The following is a 25,481-nucleotide window of genomic DNA, read 5'->3' as shown; positions in this document are numbered from 1 at the left end:
TACGTCATTGCGAGGAAGTAGCATTGCTACGACGAAGCAATCCAAGAAATTAGATATGGATTGCCTCGTCGCTACTAAAGTAGCTCCTCGCAATGACGTTTAAGTTAGAAGCGTATATTTCTTCAAATGCTTTAATAAACGTTACAACATCTTGGGTAGTTTGTTGATAATCAAAGCTGACTCTAATCGAAGACCTAGTATCATCCTCACTAAACCCCATATTCGATAAAACATGTGACTTACCAACTCTCCCTGATGAACAGGCAGAACCGGAACTAACTGCTATATCCCGTAAATCGAAAGCTATCAATTTGGTTTGTGCATCAGTGTTAGGTACGAGTATCAACGTGGTATTTGGTAATCTTTCAACATCTTTCGACACTATTTTAACATTTTTATAGTTGCACAAATTTTGCTCCAAATATGTCTGTAATTTCTTCATTTTTTTGTATCTATCTTCTATCTCTGTAGTCGCTATTGATGACACAAGCCCGAACGAAGCAATCGCTAGTACATTTTCTGTACCTGAGCGGATGTTTCTCTCTTGCCCTCCACCAATCATCATTGCTTTAAGTGTATACTCTGCTTTAGCAATCAACGCACTACTTCCCTGTACTCCTCCTAATTTATGACTTGATATAGTAGCAAAATCAACTCCTAATTCTTTAATATTGACCGATATTTTGCCAACTGCCTGAACACAATCACTATGAAATACTGCCCCATATTTTTGGGCAATTTTAACCAGCTCTTGTACATTTTGCACAACACCACTTTCATTATTAGCTAGCATTACAGACACGAGCTTTTTATTGCTATGACTAACCGATAGCAGTTCTCCTAAATGCTGAGCATCAACAATGCCATCACTATCGACACGAATAATTTTAATATTATTTCTATATTTAACATGATCAAAGATCGATAAATGTTCTATGCTAGAAACAAAAATTTCTCCGTCATAATAATTATTCATCAGCAAATTATTACTTTCTGTGCCAGAGGAAGTAAAAATAACCTGATATTCTCTAGAATTTATGTCAACACCCACAGATCTTGCAACTTGCTCCCTAGCTGTTTCTACTAAACTCCTAGCATAACGTCCCTTGGTATGAATAGAAGACGGATTATATGCTTCTTCGAGCAAATTCTTCATAAGCTCCTTAACCTTAGGATGAACGTTAGTAGTAGAATTATGGTCTAAATATAACATATAATAACCTCTGTTCGATGTAACAAGTTATATTGTTAAGCATCAACTGCGAACAATGTCACCCCTGCGAAAGCAGGGGTCTAAAAAACTAGCCTAATAGGACAATTGAACATTTTTAGATCCCTGCTTTCGCAGGGATGACATATGAGGACACGGTAATGTTACATCGATATTTGAGGTTATAATAACATAATTTACTCGCCCACTAATACATAAGTTAAAATAATTTTCAAAAACTTTTAGAGCTATCTAGTGTATCAGCTAGCATATCAGCTACAGAGATGGTGTCAAAATAGTTCCTTATATGCTTACTTAAACCTAACCATAAATGATGAGCGTTACATTTTACTTTATTAGGTACGCAACTATTCTGAGATTTTCCTAAACATCTTGTCATTTCAATATTCTCATCTACCGCATCAATAATATTAGTAATCTTGATATTATTTAATTTTTCATTAATGATGTAACCACCTTTTGGACCTTTCGCTGATCTAACTATATTAGCTTTCTTAAGTTTTGCAAAAATTTGCTCCAAATAGTTAACCGATATATTTTGTTTTGCCGAAATTTCAGCCAAGGTAACAGGCATATCCGACATTTGAGATGCGATCTCTAAGATAGCCATTACAGCATATCGCCCCTTTGTAGTTAATTGCATACAAACAACTCCACTATAATAACATTACTATATAATATCCTACTAATTTAGTCAAGTATTATTTTATCATAGCGGTTTATAAAGTCGCAGTCAATAATTGATATAAACTTAAATTTAACTACTACTGATGTCACCCGAGCTGCAGCGAGAAGGCATTGCCCACGTGGATCACTAGTATGTCATTCCCGCGTAGGCGGGAATCTATAATGTCTAATAGCCTTTGCAGGTTATTTTTTAGATTCCCGCCTACGCGGGAATGACATCGTTTTTGGTTCTGTAAGTACCATTACTTACGTTGGCTTTTTGATCCACGCGGGTAATGCCACAGCGGGAATGACATCCAGTAATCAGAGATGATATAGAAAGTAAATTGAAGGTTATGTCTTTTACTTTACAAGCCCTGTAGCCTAATTTTAAAAATTACTACTATTTAACGTCGGATTATCGTATAAATATATCAAATTTAGTATATAGTACTATATACTAAATGACCGCATTTTATATACCCCCTCACTTCAAAAGTTATCTTTAATGCGAATTTTCTGCAATATATTGATTATTATTACTTTGTTATCGGTTTTTGGTTTTGCAATAGCTGACAAGCAAGGGATGAACAAACAATTTAGCTTTATGTCAGCGGATTATATTGAATATAACCAAAAAGAACAGCTTATTTATGCTAAAGGTGATGTTCAAGTTATATTGGATAATTACTTCCTAACAGCTAATTCTTTGATTTATGATATAGGGCAAGATAAACTTTGGGCTGAAGGTGATATTAGAATTAAAGATCAGCAAAATAGAGTTATTCTAGGAGATCTTGTTATATTAAAAGACAAACTAAAGGCAGGGATAATCTCAGATTTTATTTTATATTTTGGTGATAATACACTATTAGTATCAAAATTAGCAGAAAGAGTAAATGAAGATGTTTTTCGTCTGCATAATAGTACCTTTACTCCATGCAAAATACTATGTAACCAAAAACCTATTTGGCAAGTTTCTGCAAAAAATACTGAGATATATCTTAATAAGAATAAAATGGTTTATAATCACCTATTTTTTGAGGTATATGGTGTACCAATCTTGTATATACCATATTTTTCTCATCCAACACCTAAGGCTCCCGCAGAATCGGGAATATTGATACCTAGAGTGCGGGATAATGCTTTGGGAATACCGCTATATTATAGAGCTAAACCTAATCTAGACTTTACTCTAACCCCTAGGATTTTTTGGCAAAAGCATAACATTATATATAAAATTCTCGAACTAGAAGCTCGTTACAAACCGAATAAAACTGATTATATATCTTTAGACGCTAATTATGGTAAAGTACCATACTCTATAAAAGATGGTGATGTAACGATAAAAAACCGTAAGGTGAACTCATATTATCTATTAAGCAATGGTAATTTTACCAAAAACGATTATAGATACGGATTTAGGTTACAACGTACTTCTGATAAAGCTTATTTAAAAAATTACTATAACAATTATACTCCGTATTTAATGTCTAAGTTATATTTAGAACATGTCAATAATTATAATTACTTATTGACGGAAGGAATATATTTTGAGGGGTTGGGAACAAATGATTCTAGTAGTACGAATCCATTAATTTTCCCCAAGGTTAGAACCAAGAATGTTATACCTCTAAATGACGAAGAAACTAGTAACTTAGTTGTAGAGAATAATGGATTAATCTATAAAGAAAGAGGTGGAAAGGAACTAGGTCGAGTTGCATTACAACTGGCAGTGGATAATAATTTTTTAACTGAGGCAGGTCATTTGTTTAATGTTACCTTACGGAATAGATCAGATGTATATTTTATTAATCACTTATATCCAAATGATTCTAGGACTAATCATGTTCTAACTAGAAATACACCTGAAATCCAAAATATTTGGCGTTACCCATTAGCTGGATCAATTTTTGATAAAACTAGCCTGTTTGTAGAACCAATTATATCCGTAACTATTGGACGTAGACATAATTCTAATAAGAAATTTTCCTTTATTGATCCATCAAAATATGAACTATCAGAAAATAATATATTCAATTCGAATCGCTATAGTGGTATAGATTATCATGAATTTGGCAATAGATTAAGTTATGGGGTTAATTCTTCTATACTATCGGAAGAGAATTATACAAGTTTATTTCTAGGACAAACCTATAACACTGCTATTAATGCTAACTCTATTAATAATATCGAAAATGTTGGTAGAATTGCTAGTAGTTTTGCTGATAAGATAGAGCTGTTCTATAGATTTAGAAAAAGTAGAAATTTTGATCCAATTAGAGATGAATTAGGTGGAAGCCTTAACTCTAAGAAAATTCAGTTAACTGCTGGATTGGTTCAGATTTCAAATTTACAGAAATATTATTTTACAGATAAATTAACTGATAACAAAATAAGGCAATTTTACTATAATTTCACTTATCAATTAACAGAAAATTGGTCAGTTGCCTATGATATGAGAGTAAATTGGCCAAAAAGCAAACTAAATGTTCTTTCTAAGAGTATCCAGGTGACATACTTGAATGATTGTGTTAGAATAGCCGGAAAACTTTCAGACAATTATATGGTAGATGGTAGTAGGGGAATAAAAAAGAATTCTGCTGTACCTGCTATTTCTATAGGTTTAAAAATATTAAATATGTGAGTCTAAAATTATGAAGAAGTTATTTTGTTTAGTTGCTATCGTTTTTAACCTAGCTATAGCGAAAGCAGAATTATCCAATATAGTTGCATTAGTTAATAATGAGCCAATTACATTACATGAATTTTTAGCTAGAAAACACATGCTCATGGCACTTAACAATATTAACAATCCTGATTCTCAAACAGATAAGCAACTTGACAGGATGGCAATTAACAGCGTGATTAATGATTTATTGCTTTATCAGTCTGTAAACGGTAAAAAAAGTTCTGATAGTGAATTAAATGAGTCTATAGAGACTATTGAGCAACGTAATAAAATGGCAAAAGGACAATTAATGCAACTTTTGAAGAGTAAATCTGTAGATATTAATAGTTTTAAATCTCAGATTGGTGCTGAAATTATCAAAATGAATATTTTATCTAGTATTTCCAGATCAGTTGCTATTAGTGCAAAAGAAGTTGATGCTATAATATTAGCGACTAATTCAAAAGATGCAGAAATATCGGCTCAAATCTTTACTTCAAAAGATAAACAGGATAAAACTTTGCAAAAGATGTATGGGTTACAAAAACGCCTTACAAATTGTCACGATATCAAAGAATCTTTATATAAAGATTCTTCTACGTTAGAGATAGTCAATCAAAATTTAAGTACTCTAGATTCTACGCTACAAACAATTCTCAAGGATTTAAATACAGGAGAGAAAAGTAGTGTTTTCGAGATGCAAGATGGGTTTAAGTTAATCTTAATGTGTAATAAAAAGATAGTTAATGTTACTCTAGATGAAAATGATTATGTAATAAATCTTCTGACCAATAAAAAAATGTCACAAAAAGCCCAAAAATACTTTGAGGATATGCGTAAGAAAGCATATATCAAAATAATGCTACCTTTGTGATATACTCGAATGATCCGAGTACACTACCTTCAATCGCCAAGCATGCCAGCCAACATGGTATTGTTCCTATTAAGAAATATGGTCAAAATTTCATTTTTGATAGTAGTCTATGTGATAAAATAGTTCGCGTAAGCGGTCTCCGAGAAAATGACTCTGTATTAGAAGTTGGTCCTGGTACAGCCGGACTCACTAGAGCTATCCTTTCCCACAACCCTAAATCTTTAACTGTGGTTGAAACTGACGCTAGATGCATACCGTTACTAACGGAAATAAGAGAGTTATACCATAATCTGCATATTATTCATTCAGATGCTTCTAAATTTGATCTATCAACCTTAAGTCATGACAAAACACATGATAAAATAACTATTATTTCAAATTTACCTTACCAAATAGGTACAGAGTTAGTCATAAAATGGTTAAAAAAATCATACTTAATAAGTAGTATGACTTTAATGCTGCAAAGAGAGGTTGTAGAGCGAATATGTGGTAAAGTTGGGACAAAATCTTATGGCAGATTATCAATAATATGTCAGTTACTTTGTTCAGTCGAAAAATGCTTTGATGTTAATCCGCAAGCTTTCTACCCTGCACCAAAAGTCCACTCTGCAATAGTGAGACTCGTGCCTTTTGATAATCCATTAACATCTGAACTAATTGGGAAAGTTGAACTAATTACTAGACTAGCCTTTAGTGAACGTCGTAAAATGATTAAATCATCTTTGAAGAAACTAACCCCGCACATAGAAGATTTGTTATCTCGATTAAAGATTGATAATTCTTCTCGATCTGAAAATTTATCACCACAAGATTATTTGTCTTTAGCAAAATTATACTCAAATGAACCACTACATCGCTATTAATATCACTACCAGTAAATATTTATTGTTAATTGTCAATTTTTTACTTTGGTATACTTGGTAATGTAATGGTACAATTCTATTTACGGTAAAAGTAACCTACTTAACACGCGAATTCGGGATAAGAATTTGCCAATTCTTATCCCGAATTGGGGTTTAACCATATAATCTCAGGTATATATTTATGAGAATAACCAAAATCTTCCTAATCTATTGTTTCGTATCTATAGTAAATCTACCTTATGCATTATGTGCAGATACAAATAAAACAATTTATATAACATCTGATGATGGTCCTCTTGGAGGAAGCGAAAATGTTATTAATGTCATGACCCAAAAAAAGACTCCTATTACCATGTTCATGGTAGGATTACATTATGATAATTCGAGTCCTAGACTAAAGAAAGCTGTTGATCTAGCTAAAAAAAACCCTTTTATTGAAATAGGAAATCACAGCTATACTCACGCTAATAACCACTATAGGAATTTTTATCATCATCTTCCGGATGTAATTAAGGATCTTAAAAAAAATAATACTGTTTTTGGTTTCACTGGTTCACATATCAATACTAGACTACCAGGTAGAGATGTATTCCGTCTCCCTAACCTAAGTAAAGATGATCCATATATTTCAAAAGAAGAAGATAAAGTAGAAAGAATAGATGATGATGGAATATATAAAAATGGCTTCTATCTATATGGCTGGGATTTAGAATGGACGCATAATCAGCATGGCAAGCCAATTCAATCCTTAGATGAATTAGTGCAAGAGATAGAAGATAAATTTAACAGAAATGATACTGTCTTACCTAATAAATTAATTTTACTTATGCATGATGAAATGTTTCAAGACCAATTTAATGGCAAAGAAAATTTAAGTCAGTTAGTTGATCTTTTGCATAAAAGAAATTATAAGTTTGATTTTATTAAAAATTATCACGTAGAGTGATTTTTATCTATAAATGCTTTAAAGAATTGGATTAGAAAATAAATGGTGAGCAAATAATTTATATTAACCTCAGTTCGATGTAAGAATAATTATTATTCTCTGCACGCTCGATGTCATCCCTGCGAAGGCAGGGATCTAAAAATGTTTAAGCACTTAATCCTTGCTACTTCTTTAGACCCCTGCCTACGCAGGGGTGACATCCCCACAACTGTCGAAAGTTCGAAGGTAGAGCGGGTTTTAGAGGATTTTCATAAGTAAAAAAGTAGATATAATCAAGTATTAGTTAAAAGATACACCGACTAATATAATTTACCTTGCTCATTGATAAGGAATTTATTAAAGATATTATACTTTTTTATTCACGAAATCTCTCTAAAACCCGCTCTACCTTCGAACTTTCGACAGTTGTGAGTGACATCCCCCACAATAGAGATGATACTGGGTCTAGTATTAACTTGTTACATCGAATTGAGGTTATATTAATAACAAGTATATTTTATTAAGATTAGCTCTAGGGCAATTTGAAAATCACAATCAATAGTTAACGTATGTAGTAGCATGAACTATCAACGATGTCATTCCCGCGTAGACGGGAATGACATCGTTTTTGGTCCTGTAAGTACCATTACTTACGTTGGCGTTTTTGATCCATGCGGGCAATGCCTACGCGGGAGTAACATCAAGGATACACTAATGCTATATCGAACTTAGGTTAAGTCTATTCGCTTTACACTCCGTGACGTTCTATTATTTGACTTTTTATCTCTGCAATAGCTTTAGCTGGATTTAAACCTTTCGGACAAGTTTTTGTACAGTTCATAATCGTATGACAACGATATAATTTAAATGGATCTTCTAAAGCATCTAAACGTTCTCCAGTATATTCATCCCTAGAATCAGCAATCCACCGATAGGCTTGTAGTAAAATCGCAGGTCCTAAATACTTATCACCATTCCACCAATAACTTGGGCAAGAGGTGGAACAACACGCACATAATATGCATTCATATAAACCATCTAGTTTTTCTCTATCCTTAAGAGACTGCAATCTTTCAGTATTGGAAGGTGGCGGACTGTCAGTTTTTAGCCAAGGTTCTATTGATTCATATTGAGCATAGAAATGCGACATATCAGGTACTAAATCTTTTACTACCTTCATGTGCGGTAGAGGATATATCTTGACATCACCACGAATTTCTTCAATAGACTTAATGCAGGCAAGTGTGTTAGTTCCATCTATATTCATCGCACAGCTACCGCAAATTCCTTCACGACAAGAACGCCTAAAAGTCAAGGTAGAATCTATTTCATTTTTTATTTTAATTAAGGCATCTAGAACCATTGGACCTGTCTTGCATAGATCTAACTCATAAATATCAATTCTAGGATTTTCTTCAGAATCTGGGTCATATCTATAAATTCTGATATTACGTAACTTAACCGCTTCTCCAGAATGTTGATATGTAGTACCTTTACGGACTTTAGAATTAGGTGGTAATCTAAGTTCTGCCATGTTTATTCCTTATCCAAAATTCTAACTATATTTCAGAGCAATTTAAAAGCACACCTCTCTACCGTAGTCACGACTTTTAAATTACCCTGCTGTTCTTTTCTGATTTAGTTTCTTAACTTTTATAGTACCACCATGGTCATTTTTTATTGGAAATAAATTTTCCTCTTCTGAATTCATAGACCTACCACTAAGCAAGTTTTTAATCTGCTGACCGGACAACGTCTCATGTTCAATCAATACTTTAGCTAATAAATGAAGTTGATCAATATGTTTAGTTAATATATTTTTGGCAAAATCATAGCCTTTTTCAATAATTTTTCTCACTTCTGTATCAACTAATTCTGCTGTATGTACAGAAGTATGACCTGCTCCCCTACCACTAGTATATAGATCTTCATTACTCGAACCATGATATACTGGTCCTATTGCATCACTTAACCCCCAGTCCGTTACCATAGCTCTAGCCATTTGGGTTGCCATTTTAATATCTGAAGAAGCCCCAGAAGTAACTTTATCTCTGCCAAAAATAAGCTCCTCAGCTACCCTGCCAGCCATTGCCACCGCTATATCAGCTTCCATTTTATCACGTGGCATAGAAAAACGATCATTTTCAGGAAGCCGCATAACCATTCCAAGTGACCTACCCCTTGGAATAATAGTTGCTTTGTGAATTGGATCAGAAGCAGGACAATACAAACCAACCAATGCATGCCCTCCCTCATGATAAGCAGTTAGTTTTTTCTGCTCATCTGACATAACCATAGAACGTCTTTCTACACCCATTAACACTTTATCTTTTGCCTCTTCTAAATCTGCCATACTTACTTCTTTTTTACCCTTGCGAGCAGCAATTAATGCAGATTCATTGACAAGATTAGCAAGATCTGCTCCTGAAGATCCAGGAGTTCCTCTAGCTATGATTCTAGCGACTATATTTGAGGCACATTTTATTTTCTTCAAATGTACTTGTAAAATTTGTTCTCTACCATCAATATCTGGATTAGGAACAGTAATTTGGCGATCAAATCTCCCAGGTCTTAGTAACGCTGGATCCAATACATCTGGTCTGTTAGTTGCAGCAATAATAACTACCCCTTCATTATCCTCAAACCCATCCATTTCGACCAGCATTTGATTTAGTGTTTGTTCACGTTCATCGTTGCCACCACCCATACCAATACCTCTGTGACGACCTACTGCATCTATTTCGTCAATAAAAATTATGCAAGGAGCATTGCGTTTACCTTGTTCGAACATATCGCGAACACGGCTAGCACCAACGCCAACGAACATTTCAACAAAATCAGAGCCAGAGATACTAAAGAATGGGACATTTGCCTCGCCGGCTATAGCTTTTGCTAGGAGAGTTTTACCTGTTCCAGGTGATCCTATAAGTAAACATCCCTTTGGAATTTTACCACCAAGTTTTTGGAATTTGCTTGGGTCTCTAAGGAAATCAACAATTTCAGTTAATTCTTCTTTAGCTTCGTTAATTCCAGCAACATCTTTAAAAGTAATTTTCGGGCCTTTATCTGAAACTAGCTTAGCTTTAGATTTACCAAAACCCATGGCTTTTCCTCCACCTTGCATTTGACGCATGAAAAATACCCACCCACCTATCAAAAGAATCATTGGAAACCACGAAACAAATATGTTAAACAACAAGTTCATTTTTGTATCAGGTGGCACTATTTCAATATGAACCGAATTGCTATTTAGGCGATTTATTAGATCTGGATAGTCAGCAGCATAAGTCGAAAAAGAAGCTCCATCACTTAGAGTTCCATCAATTATTCTACCCTGAATTTTAACAGAACTTATTGCTTTTTCATCAATTTTGGTTAAAAAATCTGAAAAAGCGATATTACTTTTTCCTCCAATAAAACCATCATTTTGAAACGCATGAAAAACAAGTACTATTAAAACAAAAATCGACACCCAAATTAGAACATTCTTACTTTGATTATTCATCTACTACTCACCTAACAGAAATGTGTAAAACGCGATATAAAATTAGGAGAGAAAGAAACACTAAGCCTTCTCCCCAAACCTTGGTCATTATAATACGATATATGGGGTATGGCTATAACTTTTTCAAGTATCTTGACTACTGGTAGGGTGAATAAAATAGCTATATGATTGTTAAAACTTGCGTCTTTCAGTATTTTAAAATCTAAATCTTGCCTTATTTTACTATAATCCTTGATCGTTAGGTTACTGATCAAATAACCTGAATTATTAGACCTCTTGTATAATTCTACTTCTGCTGGTAATTTGGGCGTCGGGGCTAGACTCGAATCCTCAAATACGTTATTTGTACTGCTTTCGGTTCTGCGTTCCGGCTCTCCTACAAATTCCTGAGCTAGAGCGAATTCTACAAGAGGTTTATTGATATAGAAATGAAATCTACCATCCCATACATCTACATTATTAAGCCTAATATCTATAGGTAAATTCCTACCAAATTCTCGGTAAATTATTAGATTACTACTAATTTTTTTAATCACGCAACCATGGAGTGTCTTAATAAAGTCTATTTTTTGTTGTAATAGTTCTGTTATCATGCTTATTGAGCCTGATCTACTAGTGCGGTTCTTACCGCTAATAATGATAAGTACAAAACTGATTACCTGTAGTGTTATTGCACTAGAAAATTCTGCAAATTTTAATAAATTTACAGTAGCAAAACCGAAATCATAAATTTTTACTGATTCTGCAATGCAAGCAATCAATTCCGGTTGCCATTTTTCTTCTACTACTTGGTTAATTCTAGATTGTTGAGAAATTATTTGATTCTTTATATATTCTCCTTCTAGGGATAGCTTTTTTCTAATGATATTTCGTTGATATTTGTCAGATTTATTAGATTCATCTTCAAACCATTTTACATTATTGGTAACTAAATATGCAATTAACTGTTGTTTCGGAATGTTAAACAATGGTCTCACTATTTTAACATTATTATACCAATTAATATTGCTAGCACTAAGTCCAAATAGACTACTTTTTTTTTCTAATCTCAAACAATAATTTTCAATATAATCATCCAAGTGATGTGCTGTTAAAATTGTCAATATATCTAATTTGCTACATAAATCAGTCATTAATTTATAACGACCTTCTCTAGCCCTTGCTTGTAAATTAGAAAAATTATTTTGGTGATCGAAATGAAGCTGGTGATATCTATGTCCCAATTTATGGCTTAAGTCTCGTACATACTCATGCTCCATCTTAGACTGCTCTCGTAAATGATGATTAACTAACATCACTACTAGCTTAATACTATTAGTGCTAGCCCATTTATGTGTTAACATTAAAAGGGCTATGGAATCAGAACCACCCGAAATAGCCAATGCGATAGACCTCAGGTGAGGTCTATCAACTAGCTTTTCAATATTCCGCTGAAATTGTTCATAAAGCATTATTTAGGCAAATCTTTTTTGTCAGATTTTTTCTCAATAGAGCTAGTATCCTCTTGGTTTTCAGCTGAATTTTTGCTTAAGGATAGTATTCTTTTTTTATAGTCTCGTTCTTTGGCAAGATAGTTTTGAGCTTCTTGTGAGATTTTTTTATATAATTCACGTTTTTGGCCATTAATTTTAGCCACTTCTATCCTATATTTTGTTATTTCTTCTCTTAGTTCTGCTGAAACTCCCGCAGCATAAGACTTGAAATCACTCTCAATTTTTTGTAATTCATCATTAGTGCCACTACTACTAATATTAGTTTTATTGGCATTTGATTTTGCAGCTGTTGTACTTGCCAAGCTATTTGAACTTAGTAATAGTAATCCTATTATAGTAGTAATTAATCTCTTTTTTTTTATCATCATACACTCCTAAAATGTTTTTATATATTTTTTGCTAAACGTGAAATCTAGCAAAATTTAATATACACTATAATAATCCTCTTTAGTCAATCAAAAGATACTGAAAAATCTTTTTAACACCAAATAATATCATAATTTTTTAATACACTATTATATTTAGAATATTAGTCATTAAATATAATGATTTTACTTGATATTAATTGATACTTTATCTAAAGTAGTTGAATGCAACAAATTTGTTAATGTACAAGGAGGAAAAAATATGAGACATAACAACCTTACTCAGGGAGACTGGGCTAATCATTACCGGAAACATAATTTTTTAAAACAAGATAAACCTCTTCCTAAAGTAGAGCCTCTTAAGTCGTATACAGCTAAAGATATGCTGTTATTGACAACTCTTTCTATGATTCGCCCTAACTCAATAGATAATAAAGATAGTTTGCCAGCACATTATATTGTAAAACGTGCAACAAGTGAGGGTTATAAATTAGAGGACACTACTACCTCTGATGGCATTACTACTCCTAAAAACAATACTACTGAAAAACCAATTTCTCACGATCAGGATGTTAGTAGTACAATGTTAACAGGAGCAATTTTAGGCATAGCTGGTAGTTTAGCTGCTGGTTCTGTTATTATAGGTTCTGTCGCTATATACATAGCATGTAAAAGTTCTGACAGTAAGAACGAAAACGTTGATCACCCAATAGATATCATAACAACACCCCAATATGTACTAGAAGAGACTCAAGATATATCTTTAGCAGGTAATACAGCAACGTAGGTAGAACAGTAATAAAAATAATATAGTATCAACTCTTCGCTACTTTCAAGAATTATTTTTTAAAAGCAGCATGGATGAATCGTAGTCACATATAGCTAACTCAAGAGTGGTTAAACTTATGTTTATATCAATCACTGATTGCGATTTTTAAATTACCCTGCTCAAATTCGTGCTTATTCTTCTTGACATTAAAGACAATAAGCTTTAATATGTAACCCTAGCCAATAAATAAGTAGGTTAGGCCTTATATGGCAGTTATTTCTAAAATTTTTTCGTATCTCTCTATAACTCACAATACATCACCTACCTCAAAATTAACAAATAGACTGTCAGAATATGTCTTTCCTATCGAAAGGCATGAATTATCTAAATTTCTATATGTAACATTGTTGATGTTTTGTATTTTATTTATACAAAATATTATCAGAGCCTTAAAAGACAGTTTGGTTAATACCATGATTGGTACCGAAACTGTATCATTCCTTAAATTTTGGGGGGTTCTACCTTCGGCATTTCTGCTGTCGATAATCTATGTGAAATTAGTAAATAACATGAAAGGAGAATATATATTCTACCTTATATTGTCAATTTTCCTACTATTTTTTGCCTTATTTGCCTTTTATATTTTTCCTAATCATCTAGCATTACATTTGAGTAGTGAACATGCTGGCGTTTTAATAAAGTCTTATCCAAACTTGAAATGGTTTATATTACTTTTATCTAATTGGAGTTTTTCTCTGTTTTATATTATAGCAGAATTGTGGCCGAGCGTAATATTTGCATTACTTTTTTGGCAATTTGTTAATAATATAACCTCGGTGGAACAATCGAAAAGATTCTATCCTTTATTTGGACTTTTTGCTCAAACGGGACTTTACATATCAGGTAAGTTTCTAGAAAATTTAGCTTATTTAAATCAATTTCTAATTAAAAAGTTTGACCTACAACATACAGAGACTGAACTTTCAGTACAAATTATATTAGGTTGTGTACTGGTATTAGGCGTAATAGCATTGGCAACTTTTTGGATGCTGAACCATAAAATATTAGATAAAGTTCAGGTAGAAAAACTGCAATTTTCTGTCAAGAGACAATCGTTAACTCTTATAGAAAGTTTTAAAATGATTATTGCTTCAAGATATATTAGATTAATTGCTACATTACTTGTTTGTTATGGTATAGCTATAAATTTAGTTGAAGGACCTTGGAAAGCGTCAGCTTCAAAGATTTATAAAACACCTACGGAATTTGCTGCTTTTGTTGGCAATTACCTAAGTATTACTGGTATATTTACCATTTTATTTGTTATTCTTGGCTCTAATATTGTAAGAAGGTTGGGCTGGTTTACAGCAGCAAGTATAACGCCAATAATGGTCTTTATAACTGGCATGCTATTTTTTTCAGTATCTAACTTTGATGGGTTTGCTGCCATAATAGTGGTTAGCTTTATGCTAACTGATCCTTCTTTGATTGCTATTACAATGGGACTAGTAAACAACGTTCTAAGTAAATCAAGTAAATATACTTTATTTGATTCTACAAAAGAAATGTCATATGTTCCTCTAGATACCGAACTTAAGACAAAAGGTAAAGCAGCTGCCGACGTAATTGGTACTAAACTTGGAAAGTCAGCAAGTGCCCTTCTCCAGTCTTTAATATTTATTATTTTGCCTTGTGCGACTTATCAATCTATTTCTATATATTTAATGATAGTATTTGGCATAATTTGTACCATATGGATTTGGGTGATTAGAGAATTAAGTAAAGAGTACAATAATATAACATCATGAATCTTAGATATTATTCCTTAAATTTAAGATAATAACTAATATACTCAAATGATTTGAAGCATTGGATTTGAAAATGAATGGTGAACATGCAAATCAATGATATTTTCAAAAAACAATTCTTCAAAGCAGAAGAGTATAGCTACAATCATAGTACCCTACATTTTTCTATAATCGTCATCGCGAGGCATCTTTAGATGCCGTGGCGATCTAGGTAAACAGCGAAGCTGTTTTTTCTAGTACGCTTCGCGTATCCTAGATTGCCGCGTCGTCGTTTTCAGCGACTCCTCGCAATGACGATCAGCAGCCATTTTAATAGTGGTTATATAAAAAATGTAGGGTACTAATAGCTACAATTTAGCATATTAATTTTTAACTCCTGCTCTAAAATAACAACTAGATCATCAGAGGATTTTGATTTCCATTTACCAGCAACATAATAAAAATGGTAAGGACCACTAATCGGTGAAGATAACCAAATTTCTTTAGCAGCTGAGTGTTTGTTAATAACAAATACTCCTTGGTTAGTAGTTAGGGTTAGAATATCACCTTGAAAATCAATATCGATAAGACAATTCTTATCTTCTGCCTCAATTGTATCGGCAATTAAAGATATTGTTTTTTCAGCCAATTTGGCAAATTCAGTATTGTCCATACTTAATGCTCCTTCAAACTTTTGCGATAAATCTCAACGTACTTATTGTGATCGTTAAGGTTATTGGAAAAATTATGCCCTCCCATAATATTAACAACAAAATATAATGAATCAATTTTAGCAGGATTTACTACAGCTTCTAAAGATTTTACTCCAGGGCAAGAAATAGCTCCAGGTGGTAAATTAAAGACATAATATGTATTATAGGGTGATTGGATAGCTAAGTCTTTTTTAGTTAATCGCCTTGCTAGTTTATCTTTCCCAAGTGTTATAGCATAAATCGTCGTTGGATCTGCTTGCAATTTCATATGTTTGGTAAGACGATTTAGAAATACAGCAGCAATCAAAGGTTTTTCTGCATCTAAGCTAGCTTCCTTCTCCACAATGGATGCTAAAATTAAGACGTCAAGACGGGTTTTTAATGGGGAATTGGGTGATAATTTCTCCATGACTTTGTCAAGCTGCAGGGACATTAATTTTCGCATTTTATCAATGATCTGCTCTTTTTGATCACCATATGAAAAAAAATAAGTAGATGGCATTAAAAATCCTTCAGGAATTGTTCCTAGAATCTCACCAATTAAGCGTTCTTCATTATTAATCTTTTGTATTATTTCATGCACCAGCATACCCTCAGGTATAATCATTTTATGAATAATCGATTTGCCACTGGACAATATTTTTAAAGTTTGCATTGGAGAAATATTTTGAGTAAAAATATATTCCCCACTTTTTATAGGATGTTTTAATGAATATATTTTTGTAAGAAATGCAAATAAATAAGGATATTTAATGATTTTGTTATCATTTAATATCGTAGTAATTTGATTAATCGACAATTTAGGCTTGATTATTAGAGTTTTACTTTCTGCAAGTAAACTAGGTACAAATAAGTAAAATATACAAAAATTGATTCCGCTGATCAGCAAAATCAATGTAATAGTTACAAAAACAAATTTTATTTTTAGTATTTTCTTAAACAAGCTATACCTAATTAGAATTAGATGATTTCAGAAGATTATAACATAAAATAAACTAGCACTAATAGTATACTCTAGAATAAAAAATTAAGAATTGCGTTGTCGTCTTCAGGAGCAGCATTGACCATAGTACCCTACATTTTTCTATAATCGTCATCGCGAGGCATCTTTAGATGCCGTGGCGATCCAGGTAAACAGCGAAGCTGTTTTTTCTAGTACGCTTCGCGTATCCTAGATTGCCGCGTCGCCGCTTTCAGCGACTCCTCGCTAATAGACAATCATCAGCAATTTTAATAGTGGTTATATAAAAAAAGTAGAGTCCTATGAGCATTGACATACGCCTCAACTTCTTCTTCACTTTGTAATTGTTCTTAAGTAATTAGCAAATTTTTCCATATGATCTCATATAACGCGAATTCGGGATAAGAATTAACTAATTCTTATCTCGAATTGGGGTATATACTCAAATGATTTAAAGCATGAGGTATTTTCTTGGAATTAATAGATACATTAAACGCCATAGAGACCCATTTTCCAAGTTCTTCCTCTTGATCTAAAATTTCAGGTAATACTTTCCAATATGATATAGTTACCAGCTTATTTTTGCTATTATAGGTAAATGGCTGTGAGCCAAAAGATTTAAAATATTTAGCGGCGAAGCTATCTGCTTTAAAATATAGCTCACTTTCTGCAATAATCCCTATTATCACTCTATCTTTATATATACCATAACTACCGAACATCGCACGAGTAGTTATTTGACCGAAAGGTGCTAATATATCTTTTATATATTCAATAAATTCATTATTTCTTACAATCTTGTACATACTTTGTACTTTTTATTTTTATAAGCTCATCATACTTTGCTTTAAGCTCATCTAGAGAATAATTACCATCATAATAGCCTTGGATATTAATGATTCTTTCTAAATAAAAATTCAACTGCTCAGCATTATTCTTTAGAATATCGTTATCAATTTTTAAGTCTTTCGTAATATAGACCAATGCTTGATTTTTGATAGCTGAGCAGTATAATTTAAATTCTTGAATTTTTTTTATAATGCTTGGAATATCTTCTGGCTTCATTACTATCAGTGCTACTAACATAACCACTAATATTTCTCCTAGAGACATATTTTATACTAACTTTTTATGACGATATTTAGGATTAATAATATTTTCCCCTGTTAAATTAATCATATAATCATGGTAATCTTGGTAATTTCCTTCAAACCATGTAGCATTTCCATCTTTATCAAAAGCAATAATATGTGTTGCTATTCTATCTAAAAACCAACGATCATGGCTTATTACTAATACACATCCAGCAAAATCCAAAATCGCATCTTCCAAGGCTCGTAACGTATCAACATCAAGATCATTCGATGGTTCATCAAGTAATATAACGTTAGCTCCCTCTTTTAGTAATTTGGCTATATGCACTCTATTACGTTCACCACCAGAAAGTTGCCCTACTTTCTTCTGTTGGTCTCCACCCCTAAAATTAAAGGCTGCACAATAAGCTCGACTTTTCATTGATCTAGAACCAAGTTGTAACTCTTCAAGACCTGAGGAAATCTCATCCCACACAGTCTTGTTATCGTCTAAATCATCTCTTGATTGATCAACGTAACCAAGTTTAACAGTTTGTCCTAATTTAATAGAGCCGTGATTTGGATCAGTTTTGCCAGTGATAATGTTAAATAAAGTAGATTTACCTGCTCCATTTGGACCTATAATACCAATAATAGCTCCTGGAACAACCTTAAAGCTAAAATCTGATAACAACACCTTATCACCGTATCTCTTTGCTATATGCTCTGCCTCTATAACTAAATCGCCTAAGCGTGGACCATTAGGTATAATAATTTGTGCAGTGCCGGATCTTTGTTCTTTTTGTTTGGTCAACAAATCCTGATAGGCGGTAATTCTAGCCTTACTTTTTGATTGCCTAGCTTTTGGTGATTGACGTATCCATTCAAGTTCTCTTTTTAATTGTTTACTCCTATCATCTTCTTCTTTATCTTCAAGCTCTAATTTTGCTTGCTTTTGCTCGAGCCAAGCAGTGTAATTAGAATGCCATGGAACACATCTACCACGATCCACCTCTAATATCCAATCCGTTACATTATCAAGAAAATATCGATCATGGGTAATAACTATTACAGTACCTTTATAATTTTTTAAATAATTTTCTAGCCAAGATACCGATTCAGCATCTAAATGGTTTGTCGGTTCATCAAGTAATAACATATCAGGCTTTTCTAGTAAAAGTTTGCATAACCCAACTCGTCTTTTTTCCCCACCTGAGATTTTTGTAACATCGGCATCTTTATCTGGACACCTTAATGCAAACATAGCAATCTCTATTTCCCTCTCTAAACTCCAAGCATCACAACTATCTATTTTCTCCTGTAGATCAGCCTGTTTTGCTAGAAGTTCGTTCATTGCATCATCTGACATTTCCTCAGCAAATTTATAGCTTATTTCATTAAATTCATCGATTAAAGCTTTCTTCTCACTTAAACTTTCCATAATATTATCAAAAACATTTCTAGTAGGATCAAGATGCGGCTCCTGAGCTAAATAGCCAACTCTAATCCCACTAGCTACAAAAGCCTCACCGTCATATTCTTTGTCAATACCTGCCATAATTTTTAGAAGAGTAGATTTACCTGCACCATTTGGACCAATAATACCAATTTTTGCCCCTGGTAAGAAGGATAAATACGTTTCTTTTAAGATTTGTTTACCATTGATAGTCTTACTTAGACCATTCATAACATAAACATATTGATATGACATAACTCTTAATTCCTTTATTGTCGATTATTTTTTATAATTTACTTGTAGCTTTTAACTTTATAAATAGTTGGTGGAAAGATTAACCTTAATATATATGAATTAATTCTATAGTTTTTGTAACATAGAGTATAAATTACTTTTTGTAGTTTAATTAATACCTATATAGATATCTACTATTGCGTTTTTGTAATCTATACTACGTTCATCATAAATTTCAAAATCTGCACGATAACTTCTAGTACCCCCCAAAGATTCTGATGACATTTGCCAAATTTTTTGCCAACTATTTATTACAATATCAGGCATTGGACCAGCTTCAGTGGTAAACTTTATATATTTTTGTTCAGGAATAATTAAACTATCTAGACCTTTTGGAATAACTGCAATGTCACTACTCTCTTCTCCAAGAAAATAACTATATTCTCCTGTATGATCGCTTTCATACTCAGTATATACAGAAAAAATAACATTAGGATTTACCCTATTAGGGATTCTACTAGCAAAATCCTGCTGAAGAAACTTTTGAAAGCAAGAAGTAATTTGGGCTGTTTCAGGGTTAAGCTCAGCTATGTTGGAAGTACGCACCTTATTAATACCTACAAGCTTTATAGTCTTTAATTGTAATTGAGTTTTTTTCATATATTCACCTTTTTAATTATTAAAACTTTAATCTAGATTTAGCCCAATCTCTATTAAAAACCTCTAAACCTGAATCTGTTAGTGGATGATCTAATAATTGTTTGATAATTTTACTAGACATTGTAGCAACATCAGCTCCATACATAGCAGATTGATAAACATGGTTAGGGTTTCTTATAGATGCCGCTAGGATTTTTGTCTGATATTGATAATTATCATACATCTGTCTTATATCGCTTATTAAACTCATACCATTTTGACCTATATCATCAAGTCTGCCTATAAAAGGTGATACATAATATGCTCCAGCTTTTGCAGCGATAAGAGCTTGATTAACCGAAAAGCATAGTGTCATATTCACTTTCTTTCCTTTATCTGCAAAATACTGGCACACTTTAATACCATTCCATGTCATAGGTAATTTAATAACAATATTATTTGATATTCCTAAAATTTTATTACCTTGGCTAATCATAGTGTCAACATCATTGGCAGCTACTTCCACACTAACATCAGAGCGTACTATCTTACATATCTTAACAATGGTTGATCCAAAATCATCTTTTGTCTTAGACATCAAAGAAGGATTAGTAGTTATACCATCAATGATACCCAATTGGTTAATCTCATCAATTTCTTTAATATCAGCACTATCTAAAAAAATTTGCATTTAATTTAACCTCGACAAAATTGAATCAAGTTCCTCTAAACTATTATAGTGAAATATTAATTTTCCACCAATTGGATAGTCTTCAATAGTTACTTTTATATTAAATCTTTCTGACAATGATTTAGCTAATAACTGTAAATCATTATCTTTACTACCTTCTTTTAGGAATTTCTTTCCTACGCGTTTCTCATGTTCTGGGGCTTTTGTATATTCATTTTTGGACCAGTGTCTTACCATATCTTCAGTTTGACGAACGTTTAAATCATTCTCAATAATATGATTAGCTATTATCTCAGCCTGCTCATGATTAATTAAACATCTTGCATGTCCCATAGTTAAAAACCCATCATTTATTTTATCTTTGATAGATTGTGGCAAGTGATTTAGCCTTAATAAATTTGCTACATGACTACGACTTTTGCTAAGTTTTTCTGCTAGCTGCTCTTGTGTATAACCAAACTCTTTTATTAACCGCTCAAATCCTTCTGATTCTTCTATAACCGATAATTCCTCTCTTTGAATATTTTCAATTAGAGCTATTTCTATAATCTCTTTATCATTTAAATCTTTTATAATCGCAGGAATATCAGTAACCTTAGCTATCTTACAAGCACGCCAACGTCTCTCACCAGCTATAATTTTATATTTCCCATCGCTAATTGAACTAACAATAATTGGTTGTAACAAACCATTATTACTTATGGAATCTGCTAATTCTTTTATTTTATCATACTCAAATTTTTTCCTTGGTTGATTATTCCTAGCTTCAATTTTGTCGATATCTATAATTTTTACTAATTCATCTTTCTCTATAGTAAAAACCTCTTCTCCAAGCAAAGCTGACAACCCTTTACCTAAACCTTTGTTTTTCATATATTTCTACCTAAAATCTCTTTAGTAAGTTCCATATAAGCAATAGAGCCAGCACATTTATGATCGTAAATAATTGCTGGCTGACCGTAAGATGGTGCCTCAGATAGTTTTATATTCCTTGGAATAACTGTCTTAAATACCAATCTTCCTAAGCATTTTCTAACGTCCTCTTCCACTTGCTCAGTTAATAGATTGCGTTTATCATACATAGTAAATAAAATACCAGCAATTTTTATTCTTGGGTTTAGACTCTTCTCTATAATTTCAATTGTTTTTAGTAAATGACTTAACCCTTCTAATGAATAAAAATCGCACTGCATAGGAATTAACACATTATCACAAGCAACTAATGCATTGACTGTCAGCAGATTAAGAGATGGAGGGCAATCTATCATAACATAATCATAGTCATCGACTAAGTTATTTAATAAATCTGATAATAAATATTCTCGCTTTTTTATACTTAATAAATCCGACTCAGCACCAGACAAATTAGTATTAGCTGTAATTAATTGTAAATTTGGAATATTTGTTTGTATTATAGCTTCTTCAATAGGCTTTGAACCTGTTAATACCTGATAAATAGTAACCTTTCTATCTTGTTGATTTATACCAAAGCCAGTGCTACTATTTCCTTGAGGATCTAAATCTATTACTAAAATTTTTTTATCCATTACAGATAAAGCTGTCGATAAATTTACAGTAGTCGTAGTTTTAGCAACTCCACCTTTTTGATTAACTATCGCAACTATTTTTGTCATGTATATTACTAATTTCTAGAATTTTACTATTATTAGAAGTCTCACTATCATATACCGAATGACAAAAAGACCACCTCTTTTTGGCAATCTCAATTTCTTTTTGATACTGCTCACCTTTAAATAACAAATACTTATTTTTTACATTAATATGTTTGGTATAAACAAATATTTTCTCTAACTGAGCAAATGCCCTAGAAGTTAATATATCACAATCTAATTTAATATCTTCTATTCGTTGATTAACCACCTTTACTTTGTTACTAGAAATTTTAGAAGCTTGCAATAAAAAAATAGACTTTCTTATATCAGATTCCACTAAAGTAACATTCTGTATCCCTGCAATAGACAATACTATCCCTGGAAATCCACCACCCGAACCAACATCTACTAAATGGATATTTTGCTCATTTATGTATTTCATTAATTGCAAAGAATCTAAAATATGTCTTATCCAAAACTCATGTTCAGTATTACAAGAAACGAGATTAATAGTTTTATTCCATTTCAATGTTAACGATTGATATTTTTCAAGAGCATTTATTGTTTCACGTGAAATGTTATCATAGTTAAGCATTAATTTCTATGTCTTGTTTTCATATAAATTATAATTGCTATTAAAGCAGCTGGAGTAATACCGGATATTCTTCTAGCCGCACCAATAGTATCTGGTTTATGATGATGTAGTTTTTCTCGTACCTCTGTAGACAAACTTGGTATTTTAAAATAATCAATATCATCATCTAACAATTCCAACTCTTCTTCTTTAAATAATTGAATATCTGCATTCTGTCTAATCAAATAAGAGGAATACCTTGATTCGATATAAAGATAATGAAGAAGTTTTCTATTTAATGAAACAAGCTCTGGAAAGATTTCTATTGTTTTATCGACACCAAAATTTGGTAATCCTAGCAAATCAAAGGCTGTTTTATGCGAACCATCCTGTGAGATAGACACACCTAGATTAGCTAACTTAGTGGTTGTTAAAGAAATAGTTTTTACAATATTTTCTGCCTTATGAATATCTTCACATTTTTTGTTAAAAATCTCTTTGCGTAAATCAGATACAATACCAAAATCTATAGCCATTTGAGTTAGTCTTAAATCTGCATTATCTGCCCTAACTGAAAGCCTATATTCAGATCTAGAAGTAAACATTCTATAAGGCTCTGCTGTACCAAGAGTAATTAAGTCATCAATCATAACACCAATATAGGCATCTGCTCTAGTCAAAATAAAATTTGATTGACTTTTTAGTGATAAAGCTGCATTAATACCTGCTATGATTCCTTGCCCCGCCGCTTCTTCATAACCAGTAGTGCCATTAATTTGACCAGCAAAGTATAACCCCTCAACTTTTTTTGTTTCTAACGTTGCTTTTAATTCTCTAGGATCAACATAATCATATTCTATTGCATAGGCTGGTCTTAACATTGTAGCCTTCTTAAGACCAGGAATTGTCTTTAGTAATGCTAGTTGTATATCTTCAGGTAATGATGTAGATATACCATTTGGGTATATAGTATGGTCATCCAAACCTTCAGGTTCTAAAAATATTTGATGACTTGCTTTAGAAAACCTAGTAACCTTGTCCTCAATAGATGGGCAATATCTTGGCCCTATGCCCTCGATTTGTCCAGAATACATAGCTGATTTATCTAAATTATTTCTAATAATTTCATGAGTTTGTTCAGTTGTTCTAGTAACGAAACAATTTATTTGCTTTACCTTAATAGAATCTGTAAGTTCAGAGAAAGGGCGTGGTACGGCATCTCCAGCCTGCACTTCTACTTCGTTATAATCAATTGTTCTCCCATCTATTCTTGGAGGTGTACCAGTTTTTAACCTACCAAGAGAAAAACCTAGATCTTTTAATGTGTTAGATAAGCCGTATGATGGCCTTTCACCCACTCTACCAGATGGGATTTTTTTAGGCCCTATATGAATGAGTCCAGATAAAAACGTACCTGTAGTCAACACAGTTTTTTGACATTCAATTCTCGTACCATCGTCTAAAATCAATGCTTTTACTTTAGAGTCTTGGATTTCAATATTTTCTACAGATGCATATAAAATTGTCAAATTTGGGTGATTTATCAAAGCATTATACATAGCTTTTTTATAAAGTTTTCTATCAGCTTGAGCTCTTGGTCCCCAAACTGCTGGCCCTTTACTTTCATTAAGCATCTTATAATGTATACCAGCTTGATCTATAATTTTACCCATAAGCCCATCAAGTGCATCTACCTCTTTCACTAGAGTACCTTTTGCCACTCCACCTATTGCAGGATTACAAGACATTTCACCAAGATTATCTAGCTTTAGAGTGATTAAAAGAGTATCTACACCACGACGTGCAGAAGCGGAAGCTGCCTCACAACCAGCATGACCACCACCAATAACTACAACGCTATATTTCATAAGACTTAAGTTATTCTACAATTTCTTTTTTAGTAAAGAATAATTTCACTTCTCTTTCTGCACTTTCTAAACTATCAGAACCATGGATACTATTAGCCTCAATATTCTCTGCAAAATCTTTTCGAATTGTGCCTAGTTCAGCATCATTTGGATTAGTAGCCCCCATTATTCTACGATTTTTTAAAACAGCATTTTCCCCTTTAAGCACCTGTAAGACGACTGGACCAGAAATGATATATTCCACTAAACTATTAAAAAATGCCTTTGACCTATGTTCTGCATAGAAATTTTCTGCTTGATCTCTAGTTAAAATAGTCATTCTTTGAGCTACTATTTTTAGTCCAGTATTTTCTAAGTAAGAAATAATTTTACCAATTAGGTTTCTTTTCGTAGCATCTGGCTTAATCATTGAAAATGTATATTCTTGAGTCACAGTAAACCTTTATTAATTTATTGTTAATATTTATATAAATTTATATATTTTTGGCAAGCAAATTCTGATAGCACGGT

General features: G+C 32.5%; 24 protein-coding genes. 6 read left to right on the top strand and 18 right to left on the bottom strand.

From position 1 onward, the window contains the following. Positions 1-49: 49 nt before the first annotated feature. Together AB3211_RS02015 and AB3211_RS02010 are read right to left on the bottom strand one after the other, a co-directional pair. Positions 50-1,213 (bottom strand): cysteine desulfurase family protein, encoded by a 1,164-nt coding sequence (locus tag AB3211_RS02015; protein WP_367364508.1) that lies wholly within the window; start codon positions 1,211-1,213, stop codon positions 50-52. A 229-nt stretch (positions 1,214-1,442) separates the two neighbouring features. Next, on the bottom strand, positions 1,443-1,874 hold the full coding sequence (locus AB3211_RS02010) for an Rrf2 family transcriptional regulator (protein WP_367364507.1): 432 nt from the start codon (positions 1,872-1,874) through the stop codon (positions 1,443-1,445). A 531-nt stretch (positions 1,875-2,405) separates the two neighbouring features. Between AB3211_RS02010 and AB3211_RS02005 the strand changes: the two genes are divergently transcribed. The 4 genes from AB3211_RS02005 (at position 2,406) to AB3211_RS01990 (ending at position 7,251) form a co-directional block, all read left to right on the top strand. Then, positions 2,406-4,544 (top strand): LPS-assembly protein LptD, encoded by a 2,139-nt coding sequence (locus AB3211_RS02005; RefSeq protein ID WP_367364506.1) that lies wholly within the window; start codon positions 2,406-2,408, stop codon positions 4,542-4,544. A 10-nt stretch (positions 4,545-4,554) separates the two neighbouring features. Then, positions 4,555-5,442, top strand: a complete 888-nt coding sequence (locus AB3211_RS02000; RefSeq protein WP_367364505.1) for a SurA N-terminal domain-containing protein — start codon at positions 4,555-4,557, stop codon at positions 5,440-5,442. After that, positions 5,442-6,305 (top strand): 16S rRNA (adenine(1518)-N(6)/adenine(1519)-N(6))-dimethyltransferase RsmA, encoded by an 864-nt coding sequence (rsmA, locus tag AB3211_RS01995; protein WP_367364790.1) that lies wholly within the window; start codon positions 5,442-5,444, stop codon positions 6,303-6,305. The genes AB3211_RS02000 and rsmA overlap by 1 nt, the downstream gene beginning before the upstream one ends. Before the next feature lie 181 nt (positions 6,306-6,486). Continuing rightward, a complete protein-coding gene (locus AB3211_RS01990; protein WP_367364504.1) occupies positions 6,487-7,251 on the top strand; it encodes a polysaccharide deacetylase family protein in 765 nt (254 codons plus the stop codon). 727 nt (positions 7,252-7,978) lie between these two features. On the opposite strand, the gene AB3211_RS01985 is transcribed toward AB3211_RS01990, so the two are convergent. The 4 genes from AB3211_RS01985 to AB3211_RS01965 form a co-directional block, all read right to left on the bottom strand. Beyond that, positions 7,979-8,764, bottom strand: coding sequence for a succinate dehydrogenase iron-sulfur subunit (locus tag AB3211_RS01985; protein ID WP_367364503.1), 786 nt, complete (start codon positions 8,762-8,764; stop codon positions 7,979-7,981). 81 nt (positions 8,765-8,845) lie between these two features. Then, on the bottom strand, positions 8,846-10,735 hold the full coding sequence (ftsH, locus tag AB3211_RS01980) for an ATP-dependent zinc metalloprotease FtsH (protein WP_367364502.1): 1,890 nt from the start codon (positions 10,733-10,735) through the stop codon (positions 8,846-8,848). Positions 10,736-10,746: 11 nt separating this feature from the next. Then, positions 10,747-12,186, bottom strand: a complete 1,440-nt coding sequence (gene tilS, locus AB3211_RS07870; protein ID WP_410521600.1) for a tRNA lysidine(34) synthetase TilS — start codon at positions 12,184-12,186, stop codon at positions 10,747-10,749. Next, on the bottom strand, positions 12,186-12,593 hold the full coding sequence (locus tag AB3211_RS01965) for a hypothetical protein (protein ID WP_367364501.1): 408 nt from the start codon (positions 12,591-12,593) through the stop codon (positions 12,186-12,188). The genes tilS and AB3211_RS01965 overlap by 1 nt, the downstream gene beginning before the upstream one ends. A 262-nt stretch (positions 12,594-12,855) precedes the next feature. Between AB3211_RS01965 and AB3211_RS01960 the strand changes: the two genes are divergently transcribed. Then, a complete protein-coding gene (locus tag AB3211_RS01960) occupies positions 12,856-13,380 on the top strand; it encodes a hypothetical protein (protein ID WP_367364500.1) in 525 nt (174 codons plus the stop codon). A 284-nt stretch (positions 13,381-13,664) separates the two neighbouring features. Beyond that, positions 13,665-15,170, top strand: a complete 1,506-nt coding sequence (locus AB3211_RS01955) for an Npt1/Npt2 family nucleotide transporter (RefSeq protein ID WP_367364789.1) — start codon at positions 13,665-13,667, stop codon at positions 15,168-15,170. 340 nt (positions 15,171-15,510) lie between these two features. On the opposite strand, the gene cyaY is transcribed toward AB3211_RS01955, so the two are convergent. From cyaY to ndk, 12 genes are all read right to left on the bottom strand, one after another. After that, positions 15,511-15,822 carry an iron donor protein CyaY gene (cyaY, locus tag AB3211_RS01950; protein ID WP_341751403.1) on the bottom strand — a complete coding sequence of 104 codons (312 nt, stop codon included), beginning with the start codon at positions 15,820-15,822 and terminating at the stop codon, positions 15,511-15,513. A 2-nt stretch (positions 15,823-15,824) separates the two neighbouring features. Further along, positions 15,825-16,793, bottom strand: a complete 969-nt coding sequence (mltG, locus tag AB3211_RS01945) for an endolytic transglycosylase MltG (RefSeq protein WP_410521613.1) — start codon at positions 16,791-16,793, stop codon at positions 15,825-15,827. Positions 16,794-17,242: 449 nt separating this feature from the next. Next, positions 17,243-17,629, bottom strand: a complete 387-nt coding sequence (locus AB3211_RS01940) for a TfoX/Sxy family protein (RefSeq protein WP_367364498.1) — start codon at positions 17,627-17,629, stop codon at positions 17,243-17,245. Further along, positions 17,607-17,936: a DUF2672 domain-containing protein gene (locus AB3211_RS01935; RefSeq protein ID WP_367364497.1), complete on the bottom strand. Its 330-nt coding sequence runs from the start codon at positions 17,934-17,936 to the stop codon at positions 17,607-17,609. The genes AB3211_RS01940 and AB3211_RS01935 overlap by 23 nt, the downstream gene beginning before the upstream one ends. Positions 17,937-17,939: 3 nt before the next feature. After that, positions 17,940-19,607 (bottom strand): energy-dependent translational throttle protein EttA, encoded by a 1,668-nt coding sequence (ettA, locus tag AB3211_RS01930; RefSeq protein WP_367364496.1) that lies wholly within the window; start codon positions 19,605-19,607, stop codon positions 17,940-17,942. A 147-nt stretch (positions 19,608-19,754) separates the two neighbouring features. Continuing rightward, complete coding sequence (locus tag AB3211_RS01925) at positions 19,755-20,246, bottom strand: GyrI-like domain-containing protein (RefSeq protein ID WP_367364495.1); 492 nt, start codon at positions 20,244-20,246, stop codon at positions 19,755-19,757. A 19-nt stretch (positions 20,247-20,265) separates the two neighbouring features. Then, positions 20,266-20,916 carry a fructose-6-phosphate aldolase gene (gene fsa, locus AB3211_RS01920; RefSeq protein ID WP_367364494.1) on the bottom strand — a complete coding sequence of 217 codons (651 nt, stop codon included), beginning with the start codon at positions 20,914-20,916 and terminating at the stop codon, positions 20,266-20,268. Further along, on the bottom strand, positions 20,917-21,789 hold the full coding sequence (locus AB3211_RS01915) for a ParB/RepB/Spo0J family partition protein (protein ID WP_367364493.1): 873 nt from the start codon (positions 21,787-21,789) through the stop codon (positions 20,917-20,919). Continuing rightward, positions 21,786-22,550, bottom strand: coding sequence for a ParA family protein (locus AB3211_RS01910; RefSeq protein WP_367364492.1), 765 nt, complete (start codon positions 22,548-22,550; stop codon positions 21,786-21,788). Before AB3211_RS01910 ends, AB3211_RS01915 begins: the two co-directional genes overlap by 4 nt. Continuing rightward, the gene (gene rsmG, locus AB3211_RS01905; protein WP_367364491.1) at positions 22,525-23,124 is read right to left on the bottom strand and encodes a 16S rRNA (guanine(527)-N(7))-methyltransferase RsmG; all 600 of its coding nucleotides are present in this window, start codon (positions 23,122-23,124) and stop codon (positions 22,525-22,527) included. The genes AB3211_RS01910 and rsmG overlap by 26 nt, the downstream gene beginning before the upstream one ends. Then, positions 23,124-24,971, bottom strand: coding sequence for a tRNA uridine-5-carboxymethylaminomethyl(34) synthesis enzyme MnmG (gene mnmG / locus AB3211_RS01900; protein WP_341757535.1), 1,848 nt, complete (start codon positions 24,969-24,971; stop codon positions 23,124-23,126). The genes rsmG and mnmG overlap by 1 nt, the downstream gene beginning before the upstream one ends. A 10-nt stretch (positions 24,972-24,981) precedes the next feature. Further along, on the bottom strand, positions 24,982-25,404 hold the full coding sequence (gene ndk, locus AB3211_RS01895) for a nucleoside-diphosphate kinase (protein ID WP_367364490.1): 423 nt from the start codon (positions 25,402-25,404) through the stop codon (positions 24,982-24,984). Between the last annotated feature and the right edge of the window lie 77 nt (positions 25,405-25,481).

The sequence above is a fragment of the Candidatus Tisiphia endosymbiont of Nedyus quadrimaculatus genome (assembly GCF_964059235.1).
Taxonomy (GTDB): Bacteria; Pseudomonadota; Alphaproteobacteria; order Rickettsiales; family Rickettsiaceae; genus Tisiphia.
Note: the sequence above shows the minus strand (reverse complement) of the source record. Positions and strands in the feature narration are given on the sequence as shown.

Coding starts and splice junctions, on each gene's coding strand:
- AB3211_RS02015 (WP_367364508.1), bottom strand. CDS start 1,213: ATGTTATATTTAGACCATAATTCTACTACTAACGTTCATCCTAAGGTT.
- AB3211_RS02010 (WP_367364507.1), bottom strand. CDS start 1,874: ATGCAATTAACTACAAAGGGGCGATATGCTGTAATGGCTATCTTAGAG.
- AB3211_RS02005 (WP_367364506.1), top strand. CDS start 2,406: ATGCGAATTTTCTGCAATATATTGATTATTATTACTTTGTTATCGGTT.
- AB3211_RS02000 (WP_367364505.1), top strand. CDS start 4,555: ATGAAGAAGTTATTTTGTTTAGTTGCTATCGTTTTTAACCTAGCTATA.
- AB3211_RS01990 (WP_367364504.1), top strand. CDS start 6,487: ATGAGAATAACCAAAATCTTCCTAATCTATTGTTTCGTATCTATAGTA.
- AB3211_RS01985 (WP_367364503.1), bottom strand. CDS start 8,764: ATGGCAGAACTTAGATTACCACCTAATTCTAAAGTCCGTAAAGGTACT.
- ftsH (WP_367364502.1), bottom strand. CDS start 10,735: ATGAATAATCAAAGTAAGAATGTTCTAATTTGGGTGTCGATTTTTGTT.
- tilS (WP_410521600.1), bottom strand. CDS start 12,186: ATGCTTTATGAACAATTTCAGCGGAATATTGAAAAGCTAGTTGATAGA.
- AB3211_RS01965 (WP_367364501.1), bottom strand. CDS start 12,593: ATGATAAAAAAAAAGAGATTAATTACTACTATAATAGGATTACTATTA.
- AB3211_RS01960 (WP_367364500.1), top strand. CDS start 12,856: ATGAGACATAACAACCTTACTCAGGGAGACTGGGCTAATCATTACCGG.
- cyaY (WP_341751403.1), bottom strand. CDS start 15,822: ATGGACAATACTGAATTTGCCAAATTGGCTGAAAAAACAATATCTTTA.
- AB3211_RS01940 (WP_367364498.1), bottom strand. CDS start 17,629: ATGTACAAGATTGTAAGAAATAATGAATTTATTGAATATATAAAAGAT.
- AB3211_RS01935 (WP_367364497.1), bottom strand. CDS start 17,936: ATGTCTCTAGGAGAAATATTAGTGGTTATGTTAGTAGCACTGATAGTA.
- ettA (WP_367364496.1), bottom strand. CDS start 19,607: ATGTCATATCAATATGTTTATGTTATGAATGGTCTAAGTAAGACTATC.
- AB3211_RS01925 (WP_367364495.1), bottom strand. CDS start 20,246: ATGAAAAAAACTCAATTACAATTAAAGACTATAAAGCTTGTAGGTATT.
- fsa (WP_367364494.1), bottom strand. CDS start 20,916: ATGCAAATTTTTTTAGATAGTGCTGATATTAAAGAAATTGATGAGATT.
- AB3211_RS01915 (WP_367364493.1), bottom strand. CDS start 21,789: ATGAAAAACAAAGGTTTAGGTAAAGGGTTGTCAGCTTTGCTTGGAGAA.
- AB3211_RS01910 (WP_367364492.1), bottom strand. CDS start 22,550: ATGACAAAAATAGTTGCGATAGTTAATCAAAAAGGTGGAGTTGCTAAA.
- rsmG (WP_367364491.1), bottom strand. CDS start 23,124: ATGCTTAACTATGATAACATTTCACGTGAAACAATAAATGCTCTTGAA.
- mnmG (WP_341757535.1), bottom strand. CDS start 24,971: ATGAAATATAGCGTTGTAGTTATTGGTGGTGGTCATGCTGGTTGTGAG.